Annotated in this window: 18 protein-coding genes and 2 tRNA genes; 11 read left to right on the forward strand and 9 right to left on the reverse strand. The window is 75.0% G+C overall.

What is annotated here, in order from left to right; genetic code table 11:
• Window positions 1-63: 63 nt before the first annotated feature.
• Together JD79_RS10755 and JD79_RS10760 are read right to left on the reverse strand one after the other, a co-directional pair.
• The gene (locus tag JD79_RS10755; RefSeq protein WP_245900005.1) at window positions 64-645 is read right to left on the reverse strand and encodes an ANTAR domain-containing protein; all 582 of its coding nucleotides are present in this window, start codon (window positions 643-645) and stop codon (window positions 64-66) included.
• Window positions 646-766: 121 nt separating this feature from the next.
• Complete coding sequence (locus JD79_RS10760) at window positions 767-1,030, reverse strand: mycoredoxin (protein ID WP_211307928.1); 264 nt, start codon at window positions 1,028-1,030, stop codon at window positions 767-769.
• A gap of 208 nt (window positions 1,031-1,238) precedes the next feature.
• On the opposite strand from JD79_RS10760, the gene JD79_RS10765 reads away from it, so the two are divergent.
• The 4 genes from JD79_RS10765 (at window position 1,239) to JD79_RS22605 (ending at window position 4,548) form a co-directional block, all read left to right on the forward strand.
• Window positions 1,239-3,269 (forward strand): ATP-dependent helicase, encoded by a 2,031-nt coding sequence (locus JD79_RS10765; protein ID WP_110005506.1) that lies wholly within the window; start codon window positions 1,239-1,241, stop codon window positions 3,267-3,269.
• A 193-nt stretch (window positions 3,270-3,462) separates the two neighbouring features.
• Window positions 3,463-3,777: a hypothetical protein gene (locus JD79_RS10770; RefSeq protein WP_110005507.1), complete on the forward strand. Its 315-nt coding sequence runs from the start codon at window positions 3,463-3,465 to the stop codon at window positions 3,775-3,777.
• A 250-nt stretch (window positions 3,778-4,027) separates the two neighbouring features.
• Window positions 4,028-4,270, forward strand: coding sequence for a WhiB family transcriptional regulator (locus JD79_RS10775; RefSeq protein WP_281270298.1), 243 nt, complete (start codon window positions 4,028-4,030; stop codon window positions 4,268-4,270).
• 113 nt (window positions 4,271-4,383) lie between these two features.
• Window positions 4,384-4,548: a hypothetical protein gene (locus JD79_RS22605; RefSeq protein WP_170149175.1), complete on the forward strand. Its 165-nt coding sequence runs from the start codon at window positions 4,384-4,386 to the stop codon at window positions 4,546-4,548.
• Window positions 4,549-4,714: 166 nt separating this feature from the next.
• Here the strand turns inward: JD79_RS22605 and JD79_RS10780 are convergent, their stop codons facing one another.
• From JD79_RS10780 to JD79_RS22610, 4 genes are all read right to left on the reverse strand, one after another.
• Complete coding sequence (locus JD79_RS10780) at window positions 4,715-6,037, reverse strand: ABC1 kinase family protein (protein WP_110005508.1); 1,323 nt, start codon at window positions 6,035-6,037, stop codon at window positions 4,715-4,717.
• Window positions 6,038-6,090: 53 nt separating this feature from the next.
• On the reverse strand, window positions 6,091-6,513 hold the full coding sequence (locus tag JD79_RS23720) for a hypothetical protein (RefSeq protein ID WP_245900006.1): 423 nt from the start codon (window positions 6,511-6,513) through the stop codon (window positions 6,091-6,093).
• 110 nt (window positions 6,514-6,623) lie between these two features.
• Window positions 6,624-7,142, reverse strand: a complete 519-nt coding sequence (locus tag JD79_RS23725; RefSeq protein ID WP_245900007.1) for a hypothetical protein — start codon at window positions 7,140-7,142, stop codon at window positions 6,624-6,626.
• A gap of 117 nt (window positions 7,143-7,259) precedes the next feature.
• A complete protein-coding gene (locus JD79_RS22610) occupies window positions 7,260-7,412 on the reverse strand; it encodes a DUF5679 domain-containing protein (protein ID WP_012950213.1) in 153 nt (50 codons plus the stop codon).
• 368 nt (window positions 7,413-7,780) lie between these two features.
• Here JD79_RS22610 and JD79_RS10790 point away from each other — a divergent pair, with 368 nt between their 5' ends.
• Window positions 7,781-8,362, forward strand: coding sequence for a M48 metallopeptidase family protein (locus JD79_RS10790; RefSeq protein ID WP_245900008.1), 582 nt, complete (start codon window positions 7,781-7,783; stop codon window positions 8,360-8,362).
• Between the two features lie 158 nt (window positions 8,363-8,520).
• Here the strand turns inward: JD79_RS10790 and JD79_RS10795 are convergent, their stop codons facing one another.
• Window positions 8,521-9,903, reverse strand: a complete 1,383-nt coding sequence (locus JD79_RS10795) for a zinc-dependent metalloprotease (protein ID WP_110005509.1) — start codon at window positions 9,901-9,903, stop codon at window positions 8,521-8,523.
• Between the two features lie 106 nt (window positions 9,904-10,009).
• On the opposite strand from JD79_RS10795, the gene JD79_RS10800 reads away from it, so the two are divergent.
• The 4 genes from JD79_RS10800 to JD79_RS10815 all read left to right on the forward strand — a co-directional run bounded on the left by JD79_RS10800 (window position 10,010) and on the right by JD79_RS10815 (window position 16,202).
• Entirely contained in the window at window positions 10,010-11,035 is a 1,026-nt protein-coding gene (locus tag JD79_RS10800) for a YlbL family protein (protein WP_110005510.1), read from the forward strand.
• Between the two features lie 226 nt (window positions 11,036-11,261).
• Window positions 11,262-14,261 carry a UPF0182 family membrane protein gene (locus tag JD79_RS10805; protein WP_245900009.1) on the forward strand — a complete coding sequence of 1,000 codons (3,000 nt, stop codon included), beginning with the start codon at window positions 11,262-11,264 and terminating at the stop codon, window positions 14,259-14,261.
• A 149-nt stretch (window positions 14,262-14,410) separates the two neighbouring features.
• Window positions 14,411-16,042, forward strand: coding sequence for a glucose-6-phosphate isomerase (pgi, locus tag JD79_RS10810; RefSeq protein ID WP_110005512.1), 1,632 nt, complete (start codon window positions 14,411-14,413; stop codon window positions 16,040-16,042).
• Window positions 16,043-16,125: 83 nt separating this feature from the next.
• Window positions 16,126-16,202 (forward strand) — tRNA-Met (locus JD79_RS10815).
• Between the two features lie 46 nt (window positions 16,203-16,248).
• Here the strand turns inward: JD79_RS10815 and JD79_RS10820 are convergent.
• Entirely contained in the window at window positions 16,249-17,019 is a 771-nt protein-coding gene (locus JD79_RS10820; RefSeq protein ID WP_245900010.1) for an aspartate/glutamate racemase family protein, read from the reverse strand.
• Between the two features lie 85 nt (window positions 17,020-17,104).
• Window positions 17,105-17,671 carry a hemerythrin domain-containing protein gene (locus tag JD79_RS10825; RefSeq protein ID WP_110005513.1) on the reverse strand — a complete coding sequence of 189 codons (567 nt, stop codon included), beginning with the start codon at window positions 17,669-17,671 and terminating at the stop codon, window positions 17,105-17,107.
• Between the two features lie 124 nt (window positions 17,672-17,795).
• On the opposite strand from JD79_RS10825, the gene JD79_RS10830 reads away from it, so the two are divergent.
• Together JD79_RS10830 and JD79_RS10835 are read left to right on the forward strand one after the other, a co-directional pair.
• Window positions 17,796-17,869: transfer RNA gene (locus tag JD79_RS10830), tRNA-Met, on the forward strand.
• A gap of 74 nt (window positions 17,870-17,943) precedes the next feature.
• Window positions 17,944-18,246, forward strand: a complete 303-nt coding sequence (locus JD79_RS10835; RefSeq protein WP_146220422.1) for a GNAT family N-acetyltransferase — start codon at window positions 17,944-17,946, stop codon at window positions 18,244-18,246.
• The last annotated feature ends 20 nt before the right edge of the window (window positions 18,247-18,266 follow it).

Below are 18,266 nucleotides of genomic sequence, written 5' to 3' on the forward strand. Positions count from 1 at the left end.
CGTCGGCGAGGAGGGCGGCCAGCCGGTCGGCCAGCGCGCCCGGGGTCAGCGGCTCGGGACCGCTCAGGGGCGGCCGTCCGCCGGGACGGAGGAGCCCGGCCGGGAGGACCCGCGCTCGACCCGCCGGCCCGGTGGGCGGCGGGGGACCGGCGGCAGCGCCGCGGCCGGCCGGTCGAGCGCGTCGAGGACCTCGCGGGCCAGCTCGTGCACCGGCCGCCCGAGCGACCGGGCCTGACCCCGCAGCGCCTCGAAGGCCGTCCGCGGCGAGGTGGACTCCCGCTCGGCGAGGACGCCGATGGCGCGCTCGGTGGCGACCCGGGAGGCCAGCGCGTGCTCGAGCTGGGTGACGGTCCGCTCGAGGGCGGCGATCCGGGCGTCCCGGGGGTCGCAGGCGACCTCCTCGCCGGCGTTCCCGCGGGCGGCGCGGCGGGTGGCGCGGTCGGGGTCGGCGGGTCCGTCGAGCTCCTCGGCGACGAGGTCGGCCAGCGAGAGGCCCTCGATCAGGTCGCCGACGTCCTCGGCCCGGCCGGGGGAGAGCACGCTCCACCCCCGGCCGGTGCGCGCGAGGACGACGGAGGGACGGTCGACGGGGACCTCCTCCGCGGCCGATCCGGGCGCGGGGAGGGGCACGGCGTCCGAGGTCACGTCAGCGGCTCCCGCGGGTGCTCCGGCCGGTGGCCGGGGGACGGTCGGCGCGCCACGGTCGCGACCCGCCGGGGGACGATGATGCACCGCCGGGGTCCGCGCAGCGTGCACCACCCGCCGGTCAGGCCCCCGGCTGCTGCGCGAGCTGTGCCTTCACCTGGTCGATGCTCGGGTTGGTCAGGGCGCTGCCGTCGGCGAAGACCAGGGTCGGGACGGTGCGGTTGCCCCCGTTGGCCCGCATCACGACGTCGGCCGCGGCGGCGTCGCGCTCGATGTCGACCTCGGCGTAGTCGATGCCCTCGACCTGCATGAGCTTCTTGAGCCGCACGCAGTACCCGCACCAGGTGGTGGTGTACATCGTCACGGCGGCGGGTGCGGCAGTCACTCGGGGTCCTCCCAGGGACAGGTCGGTCGGCACGGGACGGACGACGTCCCGCGGGGAGGCAAACGCCCCGTCCGCGTCCCCTCTTCCCCAGGGGCTGCCGCCGTCCACCGGTGCGGGGTGTCCCCGCCGTCCGTCGCCGGCGGCTGGGACACTCGCGGGTGCGGCCGGCCGGCCGCCGCCAGACCCGCCCCGTGGGAGGACGCACCGCATGCTCCGGACAGCCGACGCGCGCCCCGTGGCCCCGGGGACCCCCGCCGGCGCCGAGGCGGTGCTGGCCGGCCTGGACGAGGAGCAGCGCACCGCCGCGTCGGCGGTCTCCGGCCCGGTGTGCATCCTCGCCGGCGCCGGCACGGGCAAGACCCGCACCATCACCCACCGCATCGCCTACGGCGTGCACACCGGCGCGTTCGTCCCCGAGCAGGTGCTGGCGGTGACCTTCACCGCCCGCGCGGCGGGGGAGCTGCGCACCCGGCTGGCCGGCCTCGGCGTCGGCGGGGTGCAGGCGCGCACCTTCCACGCCGCGGCGATGCGTCAGCTGCGCTACTTCGCCCCCCGGGTGCTCGGCGGGCCGCTGCCGCCCCTGGTGGAGAACAAGCTGCGGGTCGTCGCCTCCGCCGCCACCCGCAACCGGCTGACCACCGACCGCACCAGCCTGCGCGACCTCGCCAGCGAGATCGAGTGGGCCAAGACCACGCTGGCCACCCCCGACGACTACCCGGTCCGCGCCGCGGCCGCCGGGCGCGAGCCGCCCTTCGACGCCGAGACCGTCGCGCGGGTGTACGCCTCCTACGAGTCGGCCAAACAACGCGACGGCGCCCTCGACTTCGAGGACCTGCTGCTGGTCACCGCGTACGCGCTGGAGGAGCACCCCGACGTCGCCCGGCAGGTGCGCGGTCAGTACCGCCACTTCGTCGTCGACGAGTACCAGGACGTCAACCCGCTGCAGCAGCGCCTGCTCGACGCCTGGCTCGGCGGCCGGGCCGACGTCTGCGTCGTCGGCGACCCCAACCAGACGATCTACTCCTTCACCGGGGCCGACCCCGACCACCTGCTCGGCTTCGCCGACCGCTATCCCGACGCCGCGGTGGTGAAGCTGGAGCGGGACTACCGCTCCACGCCGCAGGTCGTCGCGCTGGCCAACAAGCTCATCGGGCAGGCGCCGCCGCGCAAGGGCCTGCCCGGCCTGCGGCTGCTCGGCCAGCGCGCCGAGGGTCCCGCGCCGCGGTTCTTCGAGCACCCCGACGAGCCCACCGAGGCCGCCGCCGTCGCCCAGGCGTGCCGGGCGCTCGTCGAGGCCGGCACGCCGGCGTCGGAGATCGCCGTCCTGTTCCGCATCAACGCCCAGTCGCAGGTCTACGAGTCCGCGCTGGCCGACGTCGGCGTGCCCTACGTGCTCAAGGGCGGCGAGCGGTTCTTCGAGCGGCCCGAGGTCCGCGAGGCCATCGTCCTGCTGCGCGGTGCGGCCGCCGGCGGGAGCGACCCCGGCGCGCTGGTGCCCACGGTGCGCGACGTGCTCGCCTCGACCGGCTGGGTCGAGCACCGCCCGCCGGCCGGGGGGGCGGCGCGCGACCGCTGGCAGTCGCTGGCCGCGCTGGTCGACCTCGCCGTCGACCTGGTGGCCGAGGACCCGACCACCGACCTCCCGCGGTTCGTCGCCCACCTCGCCGAGCGGGCCGACGCCCAGCACGCGCCGACCGTCCAGGGCGTCACGCTGGCGTCGATGCACGCGGCCAAGGGCCTGGAGTGGGACGCCGTCTTCGTCGTCGGCCTGGTCGACGGCGTGCTCCCGATCGCGCAGTCGCTGTCCCGCCCGGAGGCGGTGGAGGAGGAGCGTCGGCTCCTCTACGTCGCGGTGACCCGTGCCCGGGAGCAGCTCACCCTCTCCTGGTCGCTGGCGCGCAACCCCGGGGCCAAGCGCGCCCGTCCGCGCAGCCGCTTCCTCGACGGACTGGTGCCCGGCTCGACGCCCACGGCGCCGCCGCCGCAGCGGAAGGCGAAGAAGGCCAAGGTCGTCCTCGAGGGCGAGGCCGGCGAGATCTTCGAGCGCCTGCGGGCCTGGCGCAGCACGACGGCGCAGGCCGCCTCGGTGCCCGCCTACGTCGTGTTCAGCGACGCGACCCTGCAGGCCATCGCCGAGGCCAAGCCGACGAGCGTCCGCGAGCTGTCCGGCCTGCCGGGCATCGGCGCCCGCAAGCTCGAGATGTACGCCGAGGACGTCCTCGCCACCGTCGGCGGCTGACCCGTCACGGGCCGTGCGGGCCGCACGGCGGCTCCGGCGTGTCCCCCGACACGGGGGAACGCGCCCGTTAAATGCGTTGCGCCTCTCGCGTGACCTTCCCTACTGTCCTGATCGCGCCCGACGGACGACCGCGGGCGCGCCAGACAGAGACCGGCCCGACCGCCGGACTCCGGCCCTGGGAGGAGGGGGAACGATGATCGACGTGCGCTGCGCCTCCGCCCCCGCCGGGGTCTCCGCCTGGGGCGCCCTCCTCGTGCGTCCGGCTGCCGGTGACGCCGTCCTGATGGCCCGCCCGCGCCACGCCGTCGTCCGGTCCACGACGCCGTTCGACCTGACCGGCACGGCCGTTGCTGCGCCCGCCGCTCCGTTCCAGGGGACCGGTCTGCCCATCGCCGGCCAGCCCGTGTTCGGCACCGGCCTCGTCGGCGGCGCCGATGCGCTCACCGAGGACACCACCCACACGCGCCACACCCTCGGGATCCACTCCCCGGGGAGACCGCAGAGCTAACCGCTCCACCGGTCCTCCTCGAGGCCGCGGAACCCGAACCCCGGGATCCGCGGCCTTCGTCTCTCTCCGCGGCACCCCGGCCCCGACCACCCGGTCGGCGGGCCCCCGCCGGCCGCGCAGACGACGAGTACGAGGAGGAGCGGCAGTGCAGCAGACGATCGACCGCCCGACGTCCCACCGCCGACCCGGGCTCCCCCGGACCGGCGGTGCCACCCCCAGGGCACCGCACACCCCCCTGGCCCCCTCACCGGTGCGGCGTCCCCTGCCGTGCCGCGGGACCGACGACCCGGACCTGTGGTTCGCCGAGAGCCCCGCGCTGCTCGAGCAGGCCAAGGTCCTGTGCGGGGAGTGCCCGGTCCGCGACGCCTGCCTGGCCGGCGCCGTGGACCGCGGCGAGCCGTGGGGCGTGTGGGGCGGCGAGATCTTCGAGCGGGGTGTGGTCATCCCGCGCAAGCGCCCGCGGGGCCGTCCCCGCAAGGTCGTCGCGGCGTGACCGCGACGGCAGCGACCCGGACCTCCACCCGGGCCACGACCCGGACGACCGACATCCGACATCGATCCCCATCCGATCGGGCACCGACGCCCGGCGAGCACCGAGGACCAGTCATGCACAGCTACGAGTACGACCTGGCCACCACGCGGCTGCGTGAACTGCGCGCCGAGGCCGACACCGCGGGCCGGGTGCGCCGGCTGCGGGCTGCCCGCCGGTGGGCCCGTCGCGCGGAGTACGCCACCCGGCGTGCCGCGCGCGCCAGCGCCGCCGTCCGCTGAGGACCCCCCACCGCTCGCAGGCTCGCGGTGGGTCCCTGCAGCGGGGCCGATCCGGGGCCGGCTGCGCACCGGCCCCTCCCGGTCGAGGCCGGGCTCCCGACGCTCCCGGTGCGTCGGGAGCCCGGCCTCCTGCCGTCCGGGGCCCCCGGCGGCGCGGCGGACCCGGTCAGGCCTTGAAGCCGGGCAGCCACTCCTCGAGGACGCCGCGGTAGCCGGCGGCGGCGTCGAGCTGGCAGAGCACCCCGATCGAGCCGACCGTCACCCGGTGGATGAGCAGGTAGGCCGGGGGCAGGTTCAGCTGGCGGCCCAGCTTGTTGGCCTCGCTGCGTGGGTCGGCCAGGCGGGCGGCCTGCTCCTGCATCCAGGCGCGGGTGAACCGGAAGCTGGAGCTCTCGATCGGCTCCAGCATCGGCCGGAGGTAGTCGAGCACGGCCTGGGCGTCGACCTGGATCCCGGGCCGGACGAACCCCTCGGCACGCAGGTCGGTCAGCACCTCCTCGGCGCGGCCCTCCAGCGCCCAGCGCACCAGGCGGCCGATCGGCTCGGGCAGCCCGTCGGGGAGCCGTGCGGTGGCGCCGAAGTCGATGACGCCGAGCCGGTCGCCGTCGACGAGCCGGAAGTTGCCCGGGTGCGGGTCGGCGTGCAACAGCCCGGCGCGGGTCGGCGCGGAGAAGTGGAACTGGGCCATCAGGTGGCCGGCGCGGTCGCGCTGCTCGCGGGTGCCGTCGGTGATGACCCGGGAGAGCGGCAGGCCCTCCAGCCACTCCGAGACGATCACCTTCGGCGCGCTGGCCACCACGCGCGGGACGACGATCTCCGGGTCGTCCGCGTAGGCGGCCGAGAACTGCCGCTGCGCGTCGGCCTCCAGCCCGTAGTCGAGCTCCTCGACCACGCGGGCCCGCAGCTCGGCGATGAGCGGCTTGACGTCCATGCCGGGGAACACCGCGGCGAACAGGCGGGCGAAGCGGGCGAGCTGGTTGAGGTCGGCCATCAGCGCGGTGGCCGCACCCGGGTACTGGATCTTGACCGCGACGTCGCGGCCGTCGCGCCAGGTGGCGCGGTGCACCTGGCCGATGCTCGCCGCCGCGGCCGGCTGGTCGTCGAACTCGCGGAACCGGGTGCGCCACGTCCCGCCGAGCTGCTGGGCGAGCACCGCGTGGACGGTGCGCACCGGCATCGGGGGCGCCTCCTCCTGGAGCTTGACCAGCGCCTGCCGGTAGGGCGCGGCCACCTCCTCGGGGACCGCGGCCTCGAACACCGACAGTGTCTGGCCGAGCTTCATCGCGCCGCCCTTGAGCTGACCGAGGACGGCGAAGAGCTGCTCGGCGGTGCGCTGCTGCAGCTCGGCGGTCACGGCGTCGGGCGACTGGCCCGACAGTCGCTTGCCGATGCCGAGGGTGGCGCGGCCCGCCGCACCGAGGGGCAGCGAGGCCAGCCGCGCGGTGCGCGAGATCGAGCCCCTGGGGATCCCCCGTGCGTCGTCGGTCACGCCCCCATTGTCCCCGACGCTGCGCCCGGACCGCTGATGGAGCGTGTCCGCCGTCACCCGGAGGGACGGTCGTCCCCCCTGCACCCGCACGACGCGTGCGGCGGCCAGGGACGCAGCCGCGGCACCAGCCCGGGCGGCCCCAGCTCCACCGACGCCGAGAGCGCCGCCGGGCTGCCGCTGCCGTCGAGGTAGGCCAGGGCCTGCTGCGCCGCGACCAGCGCCGTCGCCCAGCAGGTGAGGGTGGCCCCGCCCGGTGCGTCGGCCGCGGTGAGCTGGGCGGCGAGCACCGGCCAGTGCGGGTGGGCGTCGCGGCGGTGCAGGTCGCCGCAGCGCAGGCAGCTCGTGACCCCGGGGACCACGAGCGGCCCCACGACGCCGGTGTCGCCGCGGACGGCGGCCACCAGGTGCGCGACGCCGGCGTCCTGCAGGCCGGCGGACAGCGGGTCGGAGGCCGCCCAGGGGCGGGCGAGGACCACGAGGTCGGGGGCGGTGCCCGGTGGCAGCGGGCGCAGCTCGGTGAGCGGGCTGGCGCGGCGGACGGCGTCGGCGGCGGCCAGCGCCCGGGGCCGGCCCTCGTCGGAGGCGGTCAGCCCCCGGCGACGGCGTCGCCCGCGGTGGCCACGCCGTCGTCGCGGACGCTGACCCGGCCCACGCCGCTGGCGGCGAGCAGCGCGGCCAGCGGGACGCCGACCCGGGTCGCGCCCTCGACGACCACCGACGCCCGGCGCCGGAGGGACCAGCGCACCGCGCCGTCGGGATCACGGGCGGCGGCCACCTCGGCGGCGGTGCGGGCCGCGGCGGCCGGTCCGGTGTCGGAGGCGAGCAGGTCGGCGGCGTCGAGGTCGACCAGCGCCCCGGTGACCCGCAGGTGGTCCAGCAGGGCGGCGACCGAGCGGGGCTCCAGGCCGGCGCCCGCGGCGTCGGCGAGGACGGCCCCCTGGGTGCGCCGTCCGTCGAGGCCGCGCAGCAGCGCGGTGACCGCGGCCGGGGCCGGGCCCACGAGGACGCCGTCCCCGCCGTCGACCCCGCCGACCTGGACGGCGTCGGCGGAGCGGCGCAGCAGTGGCGTGCCCGGGGGCAGGAGGGGGTGGGCGGTGTCGGACACCCGGGCAGGGTCGCAGCAGCGCGCCCGGTCGCGCCGGCGTCGTCCACAGGCGGGCCCGGGGACGACGACGGCGGCGCCCGCCGTGCGGGACGCCGCCGTCTCGGAGCGGGGAGGCGCTTACGCCTTGCCGAGGATCCGGTTCATCTTGGTGCCGCAGACCGGGCAGGTGCCCTGGGCCATCCGGCGGCCGGACTCGCTGACCTTGACCTCGCCGTCGAAGTCCCGCTTCTCCTTGCACTTCACGCAGTAGCCGTTGTAGCTCTCCGCCACGGTGCCTCCTCCCTCAGCTGCTCGGCTCCCGTCCGGGCGCCGTCCTCCCGAACGCTACCCGGACGGCGGCGTCCGTCCGGCGCGGCCGGGGGAGCCGGAGCGACGCGCTTCCCACAGCCTGTGGACGGGCCTGTGGAGACGGTGGGGACCCGTCGGCGTGTCCCTGTGCGCAGCCGGGGGAGGGGCCGGCGGCCACCCGGGCGTCCCCCACCGGCCATGCGTCCGTCACCTGCGGGGATGCCGTCCGGGCGGCTGTGGACGGACGTCGCCCCGGGGCGGGCGCCGGCTGTCCACCGTCCGTGCGACTCGTACCCGAGCGGGTGGCGCCCGCGGGCGCGTCGGCGGCCGGCGGTGGCTACGGTCCTCCCGTGCCCGGTACGACCCCCGACCCCTCGCGCGGCCCCTTCTCGACGGACGGGCCGGTCGAGGTGCGCCGCAGTGCGCGCCGCCGTCGGACGGTGACGGCCTACCGGGAGTCCGGGCGGACGGTCGTGCTCATCCCGGCGGCGTTCACGCCGGCCGAGGAGCGGCGCTGGGTGGCGCAGATGGTGGCCAAGCTGCAGACCCGCGAGGACCGCCGGAAGAGGTCCCTCGGCGGCGACGAGGAGCTCATGGGCCGGGCACGGGCGCTGTCGGCCGCGCACCTCGGCGGCGTCCCGCAGCCGGCCAGCGTGCGGTGGGTGGACAACCAGCAGCGCCGCTGGGGCTCGTGCACCCCCGCCGACGGCAGCATCCGGCTGTCGAGCCGGCTCCGGTCGATGCCGGAGTACGTCGTCGACTACGTGCTCGTCCACGAGCTGGCGCACCTGATCGAGCCCCGCCACGACGCCCGCTTCTGGGCGCTGGTGGCCGGCTACCCGCGTGCCGAGCGGGCCCGGGGCTTCCTCGAGGGCGTGGAGTCCGTGCGGGCCGACGGCGGCAGCGGGGACGACGGCGACCTCGTCGACTGAACGACCCGCCGGCCCACCGGCCGGCACCGCGACGACACCGTCGGCCCCCGGGCCGGCACCGCGGTCAGGTGCCGTCCCCGACCTGCCTGGAGCCGCTCCCGCCACTCGGTCGCGGGAGCCTCCGGCCCCCACTCCCCGCAGCGCCCCGCAGGGCGTCCTCAGCGGGTCGGGGAGTCGTCGTCCGGCCTGGGGTCGTCCCCGTCGGTGCCGTCGCCGGCGGCGTCGTCGGCGGTGAGTGCGCGCAGCTCGTCGTCGACCCCCTGCCGGGCCACGAAGTCCAGCGGCTCGTCGAGGTCGTCGGACGTGGGCAGCAGGTCCGGGTGCGACCACAGGCGGTCGCGCTCGGCGGTGCCGTACCGCTGCGCCATCGCACCCCAGACGGTGGCGGCGTCGCGCAGCCGGCGCGGGCGCAGCTGCAGGCCGACCAGCGTGGCGAAGGTCTGCTCGGCCGGCCCGCCGGAGGCACGACGGCGACGCATGGTCTCGGCCAGCGCCCCGTGCCCGGGCAGCCGCTCACCCGCGGCCGCGGCCACGACCGCGTCCACCCAGCCCTCGACCAGTGCGAGCAGGGTCTCCAGCCGGCGCAGCGCCATCTGCTGCTCGGGCGTCTCCTCCGGCTCGAGCAGGCCGCTGCCGAGCAGCTCCTGGACGGCCTCGGGGTCGGACGGGTCGAAGCCGCCCTCCATCGAGCCCATGGCGTCGGTGAGGCCGCGCTCGATCGCCTCGCGGTCGATGGTGATGCCGCGGGCGTAGGCGTGGACGGCGTCGTGCAGCTGCTGGCGCAGCCACGGCACGTGCGCGAACAGCCGCAGCGAGGCGGCCTCGCGCAGCGCGAGGAAGAGGCGGACCTCGTCGTCGGGGCGGTCGAGACCCTCGGCGAAGCCGGCCACGTTCTGGGGCACGAGCACCGCCGACCCGGCCGGCGCGAGCGGCAGGCCGACCTCGGTGCCGGTGACCACCTCACCGGCCAGCCGGCCGAGCGCCTGACCGACCTGGGCGCCGAACATCAGGCCGCCCATCTGGCCCATGATCCCGGCCAGCGGGCCGGCCATCGCCATGGCCTCCTGCGGCAGCGCGGCGGTCATCGCGGCCACGACCTTCTCGGCGAGCGGGTCGATGAGCGCGCTCCAGGCCGGCAGTGTCTGCTCGATCCACTCGACCCGCGACCAGGCCAGCGGCCGGTCGGCGCCCGAGGGGAGGTCGGTGACCTGGTCGAGCCACAGGTCGGCCAGGCGCAGCGCCTCGGTGACGGCGGTCCGCTCGGCCTCCGACGTCGGCTGGGTGCCGGTGGCCAGGGAGCTGATCGCACCCTGGCGGGCGAGGTCCCAGTTGACCGGTCCGCCCGACCAGCTCATGAGCTTCTGCAGCTCGGCGAACAGCGGCATCTTGCCCAGGAGGTCCTCCGGGCCGCCACCTCCCGCACCGCCCGGGCCGCCGAAGCCGAACAGCGCCCCGAACCCGAACGGGTCACCCGAGCCCGGCTGGTCCCGGCGCTCCGGGTCGCGGTCGGAAGGCCCGAAGCCGAACGGCACGTCGCTCATGCCCCCACGGTAGACGCGTGATCACGCGGGAGCGGACGGATCGGGGCCGGTCCTGTCCGCTCTCGGCGGACGGGCCGGACAGGGACGCCACCTAAGCTGGCCGGTCGTGACCCGTCGGATCGCCGTCCTCGCCGTCGGTGTGGTGCTGCTGCTGGTCGCCGGGATCCTCGGCGCGGCCCTGCCCGTGCCCTACGTCGCGCAGGTGCCCGGCCCCACCTTCAACACCCTCGGCGACATCGACGGCGACCCGGTCATCACCGTCCGCGGCCGCGACCGCAACGACGTCGACGGCAACCTCAACCTGACCACCGTCGGCGTCGGCCGGGCGGGGCTGAGCCTGGTCGAGGCGGTCCGCGGCTGGTTCGACGACGAGGTCAGCGTCGTGCCCGAGGAGTCGGTCTACCCGCCCGACCAGACCGAGGAGGAGATCGAGCAGGCCAACCGGCAGGCCTTCCTCACCTCCGAGGAGTCGGCCGAGGCGGCGGCACTGGGCGAGCTCGGCTACCCGCTGAAGGTCGTCGTCCGCAGCGTCTCCGGCGACGACTCGCCCTCCGACGGGCTGCTCGAGGAGAACGACGCGATCGAGTCCGTGGACGGGCAGCCGACACCGGACTCCGCCGCGCTGGCCGCCGTCCTCACCGCCATCCCGCCCGGCTCGACCGTGCAGGTGGCCTACACCCGGCTCGGGCAGCCGGGCACCGCCACGGTCACCACGGGCGACGCCCCCGACCGGGAGGGCTCGGTCCTCGGGGTCACGGTCCGCCAGCAGCCCTCGGCGCCCTTCGACGTCGACATCGACGTGGCCGACGTCGGGGGTCCCTCGGCGGGCCTCATGCTCACGCTCGGCATCCTCGACCTCGTCGGCGACACCGACCTGACCGAGGGCGCCGTGGTGGCCGGCAGCGGCACGATCGAGCCCGACGGCACGGTCGGGCCGATCGGCGGGATCCAGCTGAAGATGGTCGCCGCCCAGGAGATCGGCGCCGAGCTCTTCCTCGTCCCGGTCGACAACTGCGCCGACGCCCTCGGGTCGCCGGCGACCGGGCTGACCCTCGCGCGAGTCGGCAGCCTCGGCGACGCCCTGACCGCGCTCGAGGACGTGCGCGAGGGCCGCACCCCCGCCGGCTGCTGACCGTGCGGGCGTACACCCAGGTGCTTGGGGGAAGCTGTCGGCCGGCACGGCGTCCCCGGGGAACCCGGCGCCGCGCCGAGCGTTGGCAAGGGCGTCACCGGATGGTCCTGCGCCCGTGCCGACGCAGTCCGTCCCGCGCACACGTACGACCGCCCGCGGTCGCCCCACCGCGACGGTGCACCCCGGTGCCCGCCGCACCTGCAACTGAAGGAGACCGCTCGTGGCCATGAGGCCCCCCGTGTCCGTGCCGACGCTGTCGCGGCGCGCGAAGGTGGTCATCGGGTCCATCGCCGTGCTGCTGGTGCTGTTCACGGCCATCGGGACACTGACCAACGTCTACGTCGACTACCTCTGGTTCGACGAGACCGGATACACCGAGGTCTTCTGGACCGAGCTCCAGACGCGCGCGCTGCTGTTCGCGGTGGCCGGCGTGGCCACCGGCGGCCTGACCGCGCTGGCGATCTACCTCGCCTACCGCTTCCGCCCGGCGTTCCGCCCGATGTCGCTGGAGCAGCAGAACCTGGAGCGCTACCGGCAGTCGCTGGAGCCGCGCCGCACGCTGGTGCTCAGCGCCGTCGCCGTCGTCGTCGGCCTGTTCGCCGGCTTCACCGCGCAGGGCAGCTGGCAGACGTGGCTGACCTTCCGCCACGCGGTGCCCTTCGGGGACCCCGACCCGGAGTTCGGCCTGGACCTGTCCTTCTTCGTCTTCGAGTACCCCTTCTACCGGCTGCTGCTGAGCTTCGGCTTCGCGATCGTGCTGCTGGCGCTGATCGGCTCGCTGCTCACCCACTACGTGTTCGGTGGGCTGCGGCTGCAGACGCCGGGGCAGAAGCTGACCGGCGCGGCGATGGTGCAGCTGTCGGTGCTGCTCGGCCTGTTCGTGGCCCTCAAGGCCCTGGCCTACTGGTTGGACCGCTACGGGCTGGTCTACTCCGACCGCGGTGAGCTGTTCAGCGGCGCGAGCTACACCGACGTCAACGCGCTGCTGCCGGCCAAGACGATCCTGGTGTTCGCAGCGGCCTTCTGCGCCATCGCGTTCTTCGCCAACGTCGTCGTCCGCAACTTCCGGCTGCCGGCCGCGGCGCTGGTCCTGCTGCTGCTGTCCAGCCTGGTGATCGGCGTCGCCTACCCGGCGATCGTCCAGCAGTTCGTCGTCCGCCCGAGCGCCAACGAGCGCGAGGCCGACTACATCGAGCGGGCCATCGCCTCGACCCGCGCGGCCTACGGCCTCACCGACGTCGAGTACGACGACTTCGCCGAGGAGGCCACCGGCGACGACGTCGACACCGACGCCGCGCTCGCCCAGCTGCGCGCCGACGACGCGACGATCCCGAACGCCCGGCTGCTCGACCCCAACGTGCTCGCCGGCACGTTCACCGCGCGCCAGCAGATCCGCAACGTCTACGGCTTCCCCGAGAAGCTCGACATCGACCGCTACACGATCAACGGCGAGACCCGTGACTACGTCGTCGCCGTCCGGGAGCTCGACAGCAACAGCCTGTCGGAGAACCAGGACACCTGGATCAACCGGCACACCGTCTACACGCACGGCAACGGGTTCGTGGCCGCGCCGGCCAACCAGGTGGTCACCGGCGCCGAGGGCGGCGAGCCGAACTTCACCAGCCGCGACCTGCCCACCACCGGCGACATCGAGGTCGAGCAGGGCCGGATCTACTACGGCGAGCTGATCGGCAACGACAACTACTCGGTCGTCGGTGCGCCCGAGGGTGCCGACGCGCGCGAGTTCGACCGGCCCGAGGACGGCTCCGACGGCGAGGTGAACAACACCTACGACGGCGAGGGTGGCGTCGCGATCGGCAGCTTCTTCCGGCAGCTGACGTTCGCCATCTACTACCGCGAGCGCAACTTCCTGCTCTCGGGAGCGGTCAACGACGCCTCGAAGGTGCTCTACGTGCGCGACCCGCGCGAGCGGGTGGAGAAGGCCGCGCCGTTCCTCGAGGTCGACGGCGACCCGTACCCGGCGGTCATCGACGGGCGGGTCACCTGGATCCTCGACGGCTACACGACGTCGGACGCCTACCCCTACAGCGAGCGGATGGAGCTCGGCGAGGCCACGACCGACGCCCTCACCGGCCAGGGCACGGCCGCCCTGCCCGACGAGCAGTTCAACTACATCCGCAACTCGGTCAAGGCCACCGTCGACGCCTACACCGGCGAGGTGACCCTCTACGAGTGGGACGAGCAGGACCCGGTGCTGCAGGCCTACGAGGCCGCCTTCCCCGGGACCGTGCAGCCCAAGGACGAGATGAGCGAGGAACTCGTCGCCCACGTGCGCTACCCCGAGGACCTGTTCAAGCTGCAGCGCGACATCCTCACGCGCTACCACGTGAGCAACCCCAGCGACTTCTACAGCCAGAACGACCGCTGGGCGGTGCCGTCGGACCCGACGCAGGACACGCAGACCGAGGAGGCGCAGCCGCCGTACTACATCCTCGCCGCACGTCCGAACGAGGAGGGCGCGACGTTCCAGCTCACCAGCGCGCTCAACGCGTTCCGCCGGCAGAACCTCTCGGCGTTCATCTCCGCCTCGAGCGACCCGGAGACCTACGGCAAGATCCAGGTGCTGCGCCTGCCGGGGAACACGCCGTTCCGCGGGCCGCAGCAGGTCCAGCAGTCGTTCAACACCGACGACGAGGTCGCGCAGGACCTGACGCTGTTCAACAGCCGCGACTCCCGGGCGGTGTTCGGCAACCTGCTGACCCTGCCGATCGGCGGCAACGGCCTGCTCTACGTGCAGCCGCTGTACGTGCAGGGGACGGGGGAGAACTCCTTCCCGCTGCTGCGCAAGGTGCTGGTCAACTACGGCGGCCGGGTCGGCTACGCCGACACGCTCTCCGAGGCGCTGGACCAGGTCTTCGGCGCCGGGGCGGGTGACACCGCGACCGACTCCGACGACGCCGGCACCACGCCGGACACCCAGGAGCCGACGCCCACCGAGCCCACGACGCCCACCCAGCCGACGACGCCCACCGAGCCGACGACGCCCACCGAGCCGACGACGCCGCCGGCCGACGGCGGCGGGTCGAACCCGGCGCTGGACCAGGCCGTGGCCGACCTCGACGCCGCCCTCCAGCGGCTGGAGGACGCCCAGCGCAACGGCGACTTCGCGGCGCAGGGCCAGGCGCTGGAGGACCTGCAGCGGGCCGCGGACGCCTACGAGGCAGCCCAGGGTGGGGCCGCGGCACCCGCCACACCCACCGGCTGATCCGGCGGGCACGGCAGTCCGGACCCCGGTCCTCCTCGAGGGCCGGGGTCCGCTGCGTCCGGGGGACTGCCGCTGGAGACGCCCTTCCGTGGCCGGGGAGCCGCCCGTGCGCCAGGGTGGGGACGACGGACGCGTGCGCAGGAGGACAGATGCGGATCAGCCAGACCCCGGAGTGGCAGGCCCTGACCGAGCACCACGGCGAGATCGGGGACCGCTCCCTCCGGGAGCTCTTCGCCGAGGACCCGGAGCGGGGCACGGACCTGGTGGTCGCCGCCGGTGACCTCCGCCTCGACTACTCGAAGAACCGGCTGACCCGCGAGACGGTCCGGCTGCTGGCCGCGCTCGCCGACGCCGCCGGGCTGCGCGAGCGCACCGAGGCGATGTTCCGCGGGGAGCACGTCAACACCACCGAGGACCGCGCGGTCCTGCACGTCGCGCTGCGCGACCCGGCCCCGAGCGGGCTGGTCGTCGACGGGCGCGACGTCAACGCCGAGGTGCACGAGGTGCTGGGCCGCATGGCCTCCTTCGCCGACCGGGTGCGCAGCGGCGAGTGGACCGGGCACACCGGCGAGCGGATCCGGGCGGTGGTCAACATCGGCATCGGCGGCTCCGACCTCGGTCCGGCGATGGCCTACCAGGCGCTGCGCGAGTACTCCGAACGGTCGATCACCTTCCGGTTCGTCTCCAACATCGACCCGACCGACCTCGCCGAGGCCACCCGTGACCTGGACCCGGCCAGCACGCTGTTCATCGTCGCGTCGAAGACGTTCACCACCCAGGAGACCCTCACCAACGCCCGCGAGGCCCGGCGGTGGCTGCTCGAGGGGCTCGGCGGGGACGAGTCCGCGGTCGCGAAGCACTTCGCCGCCGTCTCGACCAACGCGGAGAAGGTCGCCGACTTCGGCATCGACACCGACAACATGTTCGGGTTCTGGGACTGGGTCGGCGGGCGGTACTCGTTCACCTCCGCGATCGGCCTGTCCCTCATGGTCGCCATCGGGCCGGAGCGGTACCGCGAGCTGCTCGACGGGTTCCACACCATGGACGAGCACTTCCGGACGGCGCCGTGGGAGGAGAACCTGCCGGCCCTGCTCGGGCTGATCAGCGTCTGGTACATCGACTTCTTCGGCACCCGCACCCAGGCGGTGCTGCCCTACGCGCAGTACCTGGCCCGCTTCCCGGCCTACCTGCAGCAGCTGTGCATGGAGTCCAACGGCAAGTCGGTGCGCCTGGACGGGTCGCCGGTCGACGTCGCGACGGGCGAGATCGTCTGGGGTGAGCCGGGCACCAACGGCCAGCACGCCTTCTACCAGCTGCTGCACCAGGGCACGGTGCTCGTCCCGGCCGACTTCCTCGCCTTCGCCCAGCCCAACCACGACCTCGACGGGATGCACGACCTGTTCCTGTCCAACTTCCTCGCCCAGCCCCGGGCGCTGGCCTTCGGGCGGACGGCCGAGGAGGTGGCGGCGGACGGCACGGCGCCGGAGGTGGTGCCGCACAAGGTCATGCCCGGCAACCACCCGTCGAACGCGATCGTGGCCCCGAAGCTGACGCCGTCGACACTGGGCCAGCTGGTGGCCGCCTACGAGCACCGGGTCTTCACCCAGGGCGTCGTCTGGGGCATCAACAGCTTCGACCAGTGGGGCGTGGAGCTGGGGAAGGTGATGGCCAGCGAGCTGGCGCCGAAGCTGCAGAGCGAGGGCGCGCCGGACTACGACTCGGACTCCTCGACCAACGCGCTGGTCCGGGTGCTGCGCGAGGGCCGCGGCCGGCCGGCCTAGCCGGCGACGGGGTGGCCGCGCCGGGTCCGGGTCCGCCCCCGGCGGCGCGGTCCCGCGCGGGTGTGTACAGTGGGATCTACCGACGCGGGGTGGAGCAGCTCGGTAGCTCGCTGGGCTCATAACCCAGAGGTCGCAGGTTCGAATCCTGCCCCCGCTACCACACGACGACGGCCCCCACAGCACGCTGTGGGGGCCGTCGTCGTCTGTCAGGGCGCCCCGGCCGGGACGCCGTCGAGCGCGGCCGTGATCGCCGCCTCGACGTGCAGCCTGGTGGTCGGGAAGACCGGGACGGGGCTGTCCGCGGCCCCGATCAGCAGCTCGATCTCGGTGCAGCCGAGGACCACGCCCTGCGCGCCGGCGTCCACGAGCCGCGCGATGACCTGCCGGTACGCCTCGCGGGACTCCTCGCGCACGACGCCGCGGCACAGCTCGTCGTAGATGACGCGGTGCACCTCGGCCCGGTCCGCCGCGCCGGGGACCAGCACGCGCAGGCCGTGCCCGGCCAGCCGGTCGCGGTAGAAGTCCTGCTCCATCGTGAACGCGGTGCCCAGCAGCCCCACCGTGGACAGTCCCGCGGCCCGTACCGCGGCGGCGGTCGCGTCGGCCAGGTGCAGCAGCGGGACGTCCACGGCGGCCTGCACCTGGTCGGCCACGCGGTGCATGGTGTTGGTGCAGAGCACCAGGAGCTCGGCGCCCGCCGCCTCCAGCCGGGCCGCCTCCCCGGCCAGGAGCTGCCCGGCCCGGTCCCACTCGCCGGCCACCTGCAGGTGCTCGATCTCGGCGAAGTCCACGGAGGCGAGCAGCAGGCGTGCCGAGTGCAGCCCGCCGAGGCGCTCGCGGACCAGCTCGTTGGCCAGCCGGTAGTACTCGGCGGTGGACTCCCAGCTCATCCCGCCGAGCATGCCGACCACCCGCTGGCGGACTGCCGGGGTCGTGGTGTCCGGGCGGGTGCCCGCGGTCAGGGGCGGGTGCGGCACGGGGACGTCCTCCAGGGGAGCGGGGAGCCGGCTCGGCGCCGGCGATCATCGGGCCCCGCGGGCCGGAGGTCGAGGGGTCCGGCGCTCAGGTGTTGCGGGAGCGGCCGGTCAGGGCGTCGCGCAGCCGGTCGACCATCCCGACGCCCGGGCCCAGCGTCTTGTGGAACAGCGCGCTGTGCGGGGAGGACGGGTGCGGCCGGGTCGGGGCGGCCTTCTTCGCCGTCTCCACCTTGTGCCCGATCTCCACCAGCTGCTCGCGCGGCAGCCGGGCCCGCAGCTGGGGGAACTGCTCGGTCTCCTCGTCGGAGACGTGGTGGCGCAGCACCCCCTCCAGACGGCCGAGGACCTCGAGGAAGCGGGGGTCGGCCGAGTCGACGCTCTCCAGCTCCTTCATCACCTCGACGAGCTGCTGGTGCTCCTCGATGTCGTCCTGGACGGCGGCCTCGCCGTCGGGCAGGTGCTCGCGCATGGCCGGGTAGACGAACATCTCCTCGGCCACGGAGTGCCGCATCAGCTCCGCGATCACGGTGTCGGCCATGTCGCGTCGCTGGGCGGCGTCGGCGGTCGGGATCCGGCCGACCAGGTCGAGGACCTCGTGGTGGTCGGTGGTCAGGACGTCGACGACGTCGCGGTCGTCGGTGCTCGCGGTCATCGGTCGCTCCCCGGGGTGCGGGTGTCGCCGGGCGCTGCTGCCCGGCGCGGCTGTCCTACCCGCGTGCCCACCCGCCCACCCCCGCGGCCGTCGCCGGGAGGGCGTGTAGAGTGCTCGTCACCGACGCGGGGTGGAGCAGCTCGGTAGCTCGCTGGGCTCATAACCCAGAGGTCACAGGTTCGAATCCTGTCCCCGCTACTGGTACGAGGGCCCCGGAGCAGACGCTCCGGGGCCCTCGTCGTGCCGGTGGAACAGTCCGGCGTCCTCCGCCGTTGGCCGACGTCATGGAGCCGACCGTGCAGGACGCCCCCGAGGCCGAGCGTTACGAGATCCGCGACGGTGACCGCCTGCTGGGGCTGGCCGCCTACGACCGCAGTGGCAGCCGGGTGGTGTTCACCCACACCGAGATCGACCCCGACGCCGAGGGCTCCGGGCTGGGCGGGAAGCTCGTCCGTGCCGCCCTGGACGACGTCCGGTCGCGCGGTGAGCGGGTGGTGCCGCGCTGCTCGTTCGTGCGGGGCTGGATCGAGCGCCACCCCGAGTACGGCGACCTGGTCGACCGCGACGACGCCTGACCCCCTCCGGGACGTGCCCG

Origin of the sequence: Geodermatophilus normandii, from assembly GCF_003182485.1 — a bacterium.
Classification (GTDB): Bacteria; Actinomycetota; Actinomycetes; order Mycobacteriales; family Geodermatophilaceae; genus Geodermatophilus; species Geodermatophilus normandii.

Coding starts and splice junctions, on each gene's coding strand:
- JD79_RS10770 (WP_110005507.1), top strand. CDS start 3,463: ATGATCGACGTGCGCTGCGCCTCCGCCCCCGCCGGGGTCTCCGCCTGG.
- JD79_RS10765 (WP_110005506.1), top strand. CDS start 1,239: ATGCTCCGGACAGCCGACGCGCGCCCCGTGGCCCCGGGGACCCCCGCC.
- JD79_RS22605 (WP_170149175.1), top strand. CDS start 4,384: ATGCACAGCTACGAGTACGACCTGGCCACCACGCGGCTGCGTGAACTG.
- JD79_RS10795 (WP_110005509.1), bottom strand. CDS start 9,903: ATGAGCGACGTGCCGTTCGGCTTCGGGCCTTCCGACCGCGACCCGGAG.
- JD79_RS10805 (WP_245900009.1), top strand. CDS start 11,262: ATGAGGCCCCCCGTGTCCGTGCCGACGCTGTCGCGGCGCGCGAAGGTG.
- JD79_RS10825 (WP_110005513.1), bottom strand. CDS start 17,671: ATGACCGCGAGCACCGACGACCGCGACGTCGTCGACGTCCTGACCACC.
- pgi (WP_110005512.1), top strand. CDS start 14,411: ATGCGGATCAGCCAGACCCCGGAGTGGCAGGCCCTGACCGAGCACCAC.